This window comes from Streptomyces sp. NPDC046881 (genome assembly GCF_040645015.1).
In the GTDB taxonomy this organism is placed as follows: domain Bacteria; phylum Actinomycetota; class Actinomycetes; order Streptomycetales; family Streptomycetaceae; genus Streptomyces.
Map to the genome: position 1 here is coordinate 1 of NZ_JBEYXJ010000182.1, position 8,959 is coordinate 8,959.

Below are 8,959 nucleotides of genomic sequence, written 5' to 3' on the forward strand. Positions count from 1 at the left end.
TACGGCTACCAGGTCACCAACGTCGAGGCGTCGATGTCCTCGCCCTCGTCGCTGCTGCACTGGACCCGCCGCATGATCGAGATCCGCAAGCAGAATCCTGCCTTCGGACTGGGGTCCTATACCGAGCTGCCGTCGTCGAACCCGGCGGTGCTCGCCTTCCTGCGCGAGTACGAGGACGACCTCGTGCTGTGCGTCCACAACTTCTCCCGCTTCGCGCAGCCCACGGAGCTGGACCTGAGCCGGTTCGGCGGGCGGCACCCCGTCGAGCTGTTCGGCGGGGTCCGGTTCCCGGCGGTCGGCGAGCTGCCGTACCTGCTCACCCTCGCGGGGCACGGCTTCTACTGGTTCCGGTTGCGCGCGGAACCCGTGTAGCGCGGTCCGGTGGGGCGGTGCGGCGTTTCCACCGCCCCACCCGGGGCACGCATCAGTAACACCCCGACGACCCCCGGGGAAAGGACGTGACGCCCATGGCGGATACGGTCACCTCTTCCGGCACCACCCCTCTCCTCACCTCGCTCGACCCCTTGCTGCGCGCCTGGCTGCCCCGGCAGCGCTGGTTCGCGGGCAAGGGGCGTCCGGTCACCGGGTTCACCCCCGTGTCGGTCACCGAACTACTGCCGCCCGACGGCCGGCTGGGCCTCTACCACCTGCTGCTGCGCGTCCACCAGCCCGCGGCGCCGGGCGCCCCGCCGCACCCGGGCGACTGCTACCAGCTCCTGATAGGCGTGCGCGAGGCGCTGCCGCCCCGGCTGGCGCCCGCGCTCATCGGCCATGTGACCGAGGGTCCGCTCGCCGGACGCACGGTCTACGAGGCCCTGCACGACCCCCGGCCCGCCGAGGTGCTGCTGGAGGCCCTGCGCACCCGGGCCCGCATCGGCGCGCTGCGCTTCGAGCGGGAGTCCGGGCAGCAGATACGGGCGGGCCTGGTGGCCCGGCTGATGACCGCCGAGCAGTCCAACTCGTCGGTGGTCTACGGAGATACGTTCATTCTGAAGCTGTTGCGCCGGGTGGTGCCCGGCGTCAACCCCGACCTGGAGATACCGCTGGCCCTGGCCCGCGAGGGCTGCCCCCGGGTGCCCGCGCCGACGGCCTGGCTGCACGCCGACGTGGACGCGCAGTCGTACGTGCTGGCCGTGCTCCAGCCGTTCGTGAGCGGGGCCTCCGACGGCTGGGAGCTGGCCCTGCGCGAGCTGGCCAAGGGCGAGGACTTCGCCGCCGAGGCCCGCGCGCTGGGCCGGGCCACCGCCGAGGTGCACACCGCGCTGGCCCGCGCCCTGCCGACGGTCACCCTCGGACCCGCCCAGCTCCGGCTGCTGGTCGACGGCATGGCCGAGCGGCTGGCGGCGGCCGTGCAGGCGGTGCCGGCGCTGCGGCCGTACGAGGACGGGCTGCGCTCGGCGTACGCGGCGCTGGCCGACCTGGCCGCCGAGGGCCACACCTGGACCGCCCAGCGGGTGCACGGCGATCTGCACCTGGGGCAGTGCCTGCGCTCGCCGTCCGGGAACTGGTCGCTGATCGACTTCGAGGGCGAGCCGGCCCGGCCGCTGGCCGAGCGGCGCATGCCGCAGCCACCGGTGCGGGACATCGCGGGGATGCTCCGCTCCTTCGACTACGCGGCCCACTCGGTGACCCCGCCCGCCCCGGAGTGGGCGCACGCCTGCCGGGCCGCCTACTGCTCCGGGTACGCCGAGGTCGCCGGCCGCGATCCGCGCACCGACCCGGTGCTGCTGCGGGCCTACGAGACCGACAAGGCGGTCTACGAGGTCGTCTACGAGGCCCGGCACCGCCCCGACTGGCTGCCCGTGCCGCTGACCGCGGTGCGCCGCCTCGCCCTGCCCGACCAGGAGGCTCGTCCGTGACCCCCAAGGCCAACAAGCCGTCCCCGGCCAAGAAGGAAGCCACGGCCCGGAAGAAGGCCGCCGCCCGGAAGGCGCCGGCCCAGGAGGTCCCCGCGCAGGCGCCGGCGCCCGCCGTGGAGGTCGCCGTGTCCCCGGCCGTCGACGCCGGCGACCGCGCGCGGCTGCTGGCCGGCACGCACCACGATCCGCACTCCGTGCTGGGCGCGCACCCGGTGCCGGGCGGCGTCGCGCTCCGCGCGTTCCGCCCGTACGCGCAGGCGGTCACCGTGGTCGCGGACGGGCTGCGGGCCGAGCTGCACGACGACGGCGACGGCTTCTTCTCCGGCCTGCTCCCGCTCGCCGAGGTCCCCGTCCACCGGCTGCTGGTCACCTACGACGGCACGGTGCACGAGACGGAGGACGCCTACCGCTTCCTGCCCACCCTCGGCGACCTGGACCTGCACCTGATCGGGGAGGGCCGGCACGAGCAGCTGTGGCAGGCGCTCGGCGCGCACGTCACCACCCACCAGGGGGTCACCGGCACCCGGTTCGCGGTGTGGGCGCCGAACGCGCGGGGCGTGCGGGTCACGGGCGGCTTCAACTTCTGGGACGGCACGGGTCACCCGATGCGCTCGCTCGGCGGCACCGGGGTCTGGGAGCTGTTCGTGCCGGGCATCGGCGAGGGCGAACTGTACAAGTTCGAGATCACCCGCCCGGACGGCTCGCGCACCCTGCGCGCCGACCCGCTGGCCCGCCGTACCGAGGTGCCGCCCGCCACCTCCTCGATCGTGTGCGCCTCGCACCACGAGTGGGGCGACGGGGAGTGGCTGGCGCACCGGGCGGACACCCCGGTCCACGAGGCGCCCTTCTCGGTCTACGAGGTCCACCTGCCCTCCTGGCGTCCGGGCCTGACGTACCGCGAGCTCGCCGAGGAGCTGCCCGCGTACGTGCGCGAGCTGGGCTTCACGCACGTGGAGCTGATGCCGGTCGCCGAGCATCCCTTCGGCGGTTCGTGGGGCTACCAGGTCACCGGGTTCTACGCGCCGACGGCCCGGCTCGGCACCCCGGACGACTTCAGGTACCTGGTGGACCGGCTGCACCAGGCCGGTATCGGGGTGCTGATGGACTGGGTGCCGGCGCACTTCCCGCGCGACGACTGGGCGCTCGCCGAGTTCGACGGGCGCCCGCTGTACGAGCACCACGATCCGCGGCGGGCCGCCCACCCCGACTGGGGCACGCTGGAGTTCGACTTCGGGCGGCGCGAGGTGCGCAACTTCCTGGTGGCGAACGCCGTGTACTGGTGCGAGGAGTTCCACATCGACGGGCTGCGCGTGGACGCGGTCGCCTCGATGCTCTACCTGGACTACTCGCGCGAGCCGGGCCAGTGGACGCCGAACGAGCACGGCGGCCGGGAGAACCTGGACGCGGTGGCGTTCCTGCAGGAGATGAACGCCACCGTGTACCGGCGCTGCCCGGGTGTGGTGACCGTCGCCGAGGAGTCGACGGCCTGGGACGGTGTCACCCGGCCCACCCACCACAAGGGTCCCAGCGGCTTCGGCGGGCTCGGCTTCGGCCTGAAGTGGAACATGGGCTGGATGCACGACTCGCTGCAGTACATGAGCCACGAGCCGGTGCACCGCGCCTACCACCACCACGAGATGACGTTCTCGATGGTGTACGCCTACAGCGAGAACTACGTCCTGCCCATCTCCCACGACGAGGTGGTGCACGGCAAGCGGTCGCTGGTGTCGAAGATGCCGGGCGACTGGTGGCAGCAGCGCGCCAACCTGCGCGCCTACCTCGGCTTCATGTGGGCCCATCCCGGCAAACAGCTGCTGTTCATGGGCCAGGAGTTCGCCCAGGGCGCCGAGTGGTCCGAGGCGCGCGGGCCCGACTGGTGGCTGCTCGACCCGGAGTACGGCGCCGAGGCGGACCACCGGGGCGTGCGGGACCTCGTGGCGGACCTGAACGCGGTGTACCGGGCGGCTCCGGCGCTGTGGCAGCGGGACACCGACCCGGCGGGCTTCGAGTGGATCACCGGGGACGCGGCGGACGACAACGTCTTCGCGTTCCTGCGCCGCGACGCCGAGGGCACCCCGCTGCTGGCGGTCTCCCACCTGTCCCCGGTGGTCCGCCACGACTACCGGCTCGGGGTGCCGGACGACGTCCCCGCCTGGGTGGAGGTGCTCAACACCGACGCGGCCCGCTACGGCGGCGGCGACGTCACCCACCCGGACGTCGTCAAGCCCGAACCCCAGCCCTGGCACGGCCGCCCGGCGAGCATCCGGCTGACCCTGCCGCCGCTGGCGACGGTGTGGCTGCGCCCGGCCTGACCTGCCCTTTGCCCTCCGCCCCACCCTGCGCCTACGCTCGGCGCCCGGTGGGGCGAAGGGGGAGGACATGCGGTGGATCGTCGTGGCGCTGGGGGCGGTGGCGGCGGCTGTGACGGGCTGTGCGCCGGACAGGATGTGCACCCAGGCGGACATGGAGTCGGGTGTCGCCGTGCTGTGGCGGCCCGCCGACTTCGGGGCGCGGCAGGACGCGGTGACGGTACGGCTGTGCGTGGACGGCCGCTGCGCCGAGCGGGCGTCCGGTGATCCCGGCGATCCGTTCCGGTCGCTGTCGGTACGGCTCCCGGACGACGTCGGCGCCGGCCCGGTACCGGTGCGGCTGACGGTGACCTCCCGGAAGGACGGCCGGGTCGTCGTACGGGACAGCCGGCGGGCTCGGCTCGCCGAGCAGCACCCCAACGGCCGCGCCTGCCCGCCCACCGCCTGGACGGCGGCCTTCCGGGCGCATCCGGAGAAGGGGCTGACGTCGACGCAGGGCATGGACCTGCGCAGGACGCCCGGCACGGCACGGGAGCGGCACACCGGCGGCCCGTCCGGCGGATGAGGCGCGGCCGGCCGGGGGCCCGGGGGCGGCTGCCCCCGGAAGGACCGCCCGCCGTCCCCGCCGTCACCCGCCGTGGGCCAGGCCCGGCGGCAGCGACCCCGTGTGCAGCACGCCGAGCCGCTGGGTGGCCCGGGTGAGGGCCACGTACAGGTCGCTCGTGCCGTAAGCGCCCGGCTCCACCACCAGGACGGCGTCGAACTCCAGGCCCTTGGACTGGCGGGGGTCGAGCAGGACGACCGTCCGCGTCAGATCGGGTTCGGCGCCGGCCGTGACGCCTTCCAGGCGGGCGGCCAGGGAGCGGTGCAGGGCGCGCGGGGCGATCACCGCCAGCCGGCCCTCCGCCGGGGCGAGTTCGGCGACCGCCTTGGCGACCGCGCCCGGCAGGTCGTCGGGGACGTGGCGCACCCAGGGGTGTTCGCCGGTGGAGCGGACCGAGGCGGGCGGCTCGAAGTCCGGGTGCTCGGCGCGGACCACGGCCGCCGCCAGGTCCATGATCTCCGCCGGGGTGCGGTAGTTGACGCCCAGCCGGGTGTGCTCCCAGCGGTCCTCGACATAGGGGGCGAGGATGTCCGCCCAGGAGCCGACGCCGGCCGCCTCCGCCGTCTGGGCGGGGTCGCCGACCAGGGTCATCGAGCGGGTGGGGCTGCGCCGCATCAGCAGCCGCCAGGCCATCGGCGACAGCTCCTGCGCCTCGTCCACGATGATGTGCCCGAACGCCCAGGTGCGGTCGGCCGCGGCCCGCTCGGCGGCGCTGCGGTGGTCGGCCTCCTCCTGCCGCTCGGCGAACCGCTCGGCGTCGATGATGTCGTGCGCGGACAGCACCTCGGAGGCGTCCGGGTCGTCGGCCTCCTTGTCCTCGAACTCGTAGGTCCGGGAGGCGTAGGAGACGTCCAGCACGCCCTGGGCGTATGCCACCTGGGTCTCGCGTTCGCGTTCGGCGCGGGCCCGCGCCGCCCGGTCGTCCTCGCCGAGGAGTTCGGCGGCCTCGTCCAGCAGGGGCACGTCGGCGACGGTCCAGGCCCGGGTCACCGGGCGGCGGATCGCGTCGGCGTCCTCCTCGGGGAGGTAGCGCTCCGGTGCGGCGAGGAAGTCGGCGACCAGCCGCTGCGGGGTGATCCGGGGCCACAGCTGGTCGACGGCGTCCCAGACCTCGGGGTTCTCGGCGAGTTCGTCGCGGATCTGGGTGATGTCGGAGGCGTCGAGCAGGCTGCTGCCGTCGTAGGGGTCGGTGCCCACGCGCTCGGCGTACAGCTCGGTGAGCGTGTTGAGGATGTGCCCCTCGAAGTGCTCGCGGGCCGCGTTGTGGGGCAGCTTGGCCGCGCGGGTGCGCTCGCGGGCGACGTTCACCAGGCCGTCGTCCAGCATGAGCACCTCGCGGTCGTGCTCGATCGCGATGACCGGGTCGGGCAGCGCCTGCCGGTCGCGGACGACGGCGGCGAGCACGTCGGCCATGCCGGCGCGACCCTTGACGGCAGCGGCCTCGGGCGTGTCGGCGGCGGTGGCCTGCACGCCGGGGAACAGCTCGCCGACGGTGGCCAGCAGCACGCCGGTCTCGCCGAGGGAGGGCAGCACCTCGCCGATGTAGCCGAGGAAGGCCGGGTTCGGGCCGACGATGAGGACGGCCCGGCGGGCCAGCAGCTCCCGGTGCTCGTACAGCAGGTAGGCCGCCCGGTGCAGGGCGACCGCCGTCTTGCCGGTGCCGGGGCCGCCCTCCACGACCAGCACGCCCCGGTGCGGCGCCCGGATGATGCGGTCCTGGTCGGCCTGGATGGTCTGCACGATGTCGCTCATCCGGCCGGTGCGGGCCGAGTTCAGCGCGGCCAGCAGGACGGCGTCGCCGCTGGGGTCCTCGTGCCCGGTGCGGGTGGCGTCGCCGAGGTCGAGGATCTCGTCGTGCAGGGAGGTGACGGTACGGCCCTCGGAGGCGATGTGCCGGCGGCGGCGCAGGCCCATCGGGGTGTGGCCGGTGGCCAGGTAGAAGGGACGGGCGACGTCGGCCCGCCAGTCGATGAGGACCGGGGTGCGCTCGGTGTCGTCCTCGCGCAGCCCGATGCGGCCGATGTGGTGCTCGGTGCCGTCGGCGAGGTCGATGCGGCCGAAGCAGAGCGAGCCGTCCACGGCGTTCAGCGCGGCGAGCAGCCCCGAGCGCTCGGCGACCAGGATGTCCCGCTCCAGCCGGGCCTGCATGGGCTTGTCGCCCTGGGCGAGCGCGTCCGCGACGGAGGTCTCGGCCTCGCCGCGCAGCACGTCCACGCGCGCGTACAGTCCGTCGACGAATTCCTGCTCGTGCCGGATTTCATCGTCAGGAAATTCGGTGTTTGACAATTCCGCTCCCGCCCGGATATACTGTGCTCAGTAAACGTCATTCGTGACCTTTCACATCGTCGCCGAAATGAAGTCACGAATCATTGAATATACGCACAGGAATCCCCCGAGCGCAATTGCCCGGGGGATTTTTTTGCGGACGGGGTCCGCTTTAAAGCACGTCCTCCAGCTCCTCCAGGAGGCGCCGCTTGGGCCGCGCCCCCACCATCGACTTCACGGGCTCACCGCCCTGGAACACCATGAACGTCGGCATCGACAGCACCTTGTACGCGTTCGTGGTCTCCGGGTTGTGGTCCACGTCCAGCTGGACGACCTTCAGCCGCTCCCCCTCCTCCGCGGCGAGGGCGCTCAGCACCGGCGCCATCTGCCGGCACGGCGGACACCAGTCCGCCGTGAACTCCACCAGCACCGGCAGTTCCGATGCCAGCACCTCCTTCGCGAAGTCCGCGTCCCCTACCTCGGGCACACCCGCCGCCTTCGTCACCGCTCCTGCCCTCCCAGTTCGCACAGGGGTTCCGGACCTCCCGGAACCAGCGCCTCGACGGCCAGCTCGTCCCGCGCCCGCTCGGCCCGCGCCAGCTGCCCGGCGACCGATGCGCGTACCGCCGACAGCTGCCCGATGAGCGCGTCCAGCTCGGCCAGCTTGCGCCGGTAGACCACCAGCGCGGCCGGGCAGGAGTCGCCCTCCGGGTGCCCGGCGCGCAGGCACTCCACGAACGGCCGCGTCTCCTCCAGGTCGAACCCGAAGTCCTGCAGCGTGCGGATCTGCCGCAGCAGCCTGAGGTCGTTCTCGTCGTAGGTACGGTGTCCGTTGCCGTCACGCCGGGCCGGCAGCAGCCCCCGGGCCTCGTAGTACCGCAGGGTGCGTGTCGTGGTCCCGGCCCGCGCGGCCAGCTCGCCGATGCGCATGACCACGACGGTAGGGGTTGACGTCGGCGTCAACGCAAGGGCGCGGGGAGAACCCGCGGCTAGACATGCACCATGCCCGCCGACTCCTCCACCTCCAGCAGGGACGCGCTGCGCCGCTCCTCCTCGAACTTCCGGCGTCCGCCGCGCAGGCCGAACAGCCGCTTGGTCAGGGCGATGTAGAGGACGGCGAGGACGTTGAGCACGAGGGTGGTGATCTTCAGCCAGCTGATGTGCTCGGTGAGTTCGTAGATCTCCAGCGGCAGGAAGGCGGCCGTCGCGACCACCGTCAGGTACTCCGCCCAGCGCTTGGCGTACCACAGGCCGACCGCCTCGATCAGCTCGACCAGCGCGTAGGCGAGCAGCAGGCCGGCCACCAGCAGCAGCGTGGAGTGCCGGTAGCCGAACGCCTTCTGCACGGAGCCGACGACCGGCGAGTGGTCGAGGTCGTAGTGGAAGTGCCGGAAGACCGGGCGGAAAACGTCCAGGTACTCGTCGAACAGGCGGCGGACGGCGTCCTGGCTGTTGCTGAACTTCCACACGGCGGCCGCGACCAGGACGATGAACACCCCGCGCACGGCCCGCTCGATCGCGAGGAAACGCAGCACGAACAGGTCCCGGATCACTCTGCCGCGCGGCACCAGCGGCGCCTCGGCGGCCGGTCCGGAGCCGCGCGGCTCGCCGAGCACGAAGTCACCGCAGCGCAGGCACCGCCAGACCTCCCCGAGCGCGGTCTGGGCGTGCAGCCGGATCCGCAGCCGGGGGTCGTCGGGCGCGTAGGTCACATGGCCCTTGCGCGCGCAGGTCCGCCGGTCCCAGTCGATCGTCATCCCCCGTGCCTCCACACTTTCGGCGAGTCGTCCGTACGGGCGCCCCGGGTACGGGCACCACACGTACGGACGCCGTACGCGAACGTGGCGGTTCGGGTTTTACGGGACGGGACGCCCGCCGGCCGGGGTGGGAGGGGGGGGGGGGGGCCGGCGGGCGGCCAGGTG

The 8,959-nt window shown here is 73.3% G+C and carries 8 protein-coding genes; 4 read left to right on the plus strand and 4 right to left on the minus strand.

Translation table 11 applies throughout. The annotated features are described in order from the left end of the window. The 4 genes from ABZ923_RS39960 to ABZ923_RS39975 form a co-directional block, all read left to right on the plus strand. A partial coding sequence (locus tag ABZ923_RS39960) for an alpha-glucosidase C-terminal domain-containing protein (protein WP_361482897.1) occupies positions 1 to 372 on the plus strand: 372 nt, incomplete at its 5' end. A 95-nt stretch (positions 373 to 467) separates the two neighbouring features. Then, positions 468 to 1,859 (plus strand): phosphotransferase, encoded by a 1,392-nt coding sequence (locus ABZ923_RS39965; protein ID WP_361482900.1) that lies wholly within the window; start codon positions 468 to 470, stop codon positions 1,857 to 1,859. Continuing rightward, positions 1,856 to 4,171 carry a 1,4-alpha-glucan branching enzyme gene (gene glgB, locus ABZ923_RS39970; RefSeq protein WP_361482902.1) on the plus strand — a complete coding sequence of 772 codons (2,316 nt, stop codon included), beginning with the start codon at positions 1,856 to 1,858 and terminating at the stop codon, positions 4,169 to 4,171. Before ABZ923_RS39965 ends, glgB begins: the two co-directional genes overlap by 4 nt. Positions 4,172 to 4,238: 67 nt before the next feature. Beyond that, positions 4,239 to 4,733 carry a hypothetical protein gene (locus ABZ923_RS39975; protein WP_361482905.1) on the plus strand — a complete coding sequence of 165 codons (495 nt, stop codon included), beginning with the start codon at positions 4,239 to 4,241 and terminating at the stop codon, positions 4,731 to 4,733. A gap of 63 nt (positions 4,734 to 4,796) precedes the next feature. Here the strand turns inward: ABZ923_RS39975 and ABZ923_RS39980 are convergent, their stop codons facing one another. The 4 genes from ABZ923_RS39980 to ABZ923_RS39995 all read right to left on the minus strand — a co-directional run bounded on the left by ABZ923_RS39980 (position 4,797) and on the right by ABZ923_RS39995 (position 8,794). After that, positions 4,797 to 7,028, minus strand: a complete 2,232-nt coding sequence (locus ABZ923_RS39980) for an ATP-dependent DNA helicase (protein WP_361482913.1) — start codon at positions 7,026 to 7,028, stop codon at positions 4,797 to 4,799. A gap of 181 nt (positions 7,029 to 7,209) precedes the next feature. Next, on the minus strand, positions 7,210 to 7,524 hold the full coding sequence (trxA, locus tag ABZ923_RS39985) for a thioredoxin (RefSeq protein WP_361482916.1): 315 nt from the start codon (positions 7,522 to 7,524) through the stop codon (positions 7,210 to 7,212). Between the two features lie 14 nt (positions 7,525 to 7,538). Beyond that, positions 7,539 to 7,967 (minus strand): MerR family transcriptional regulator, encoded by a 429-nt coding sequence (locus tag ABZ923_RS39990; RefSeq protein ID WP_361482908.1) that lies wholly within the window; start codon positions 7,965 to 7,967, stop codon positions 7,539 to 7,541. 59 nt (positions 7,968 to 8,026) lie between these two features. Then, complete coding sequence (locus ABZ923_RS39995; protein WP_361482910.1) at positions 8,027 to 8,794, minus strand: DUF2127 domain-containing protein; 768 nt, start codon at positions 8,792 to 8,794, stop codon at positions 8,027 to 8,029. Between the last annotated feature and the right edge of the window lie 165 nt (positions 8,795 to 8,959).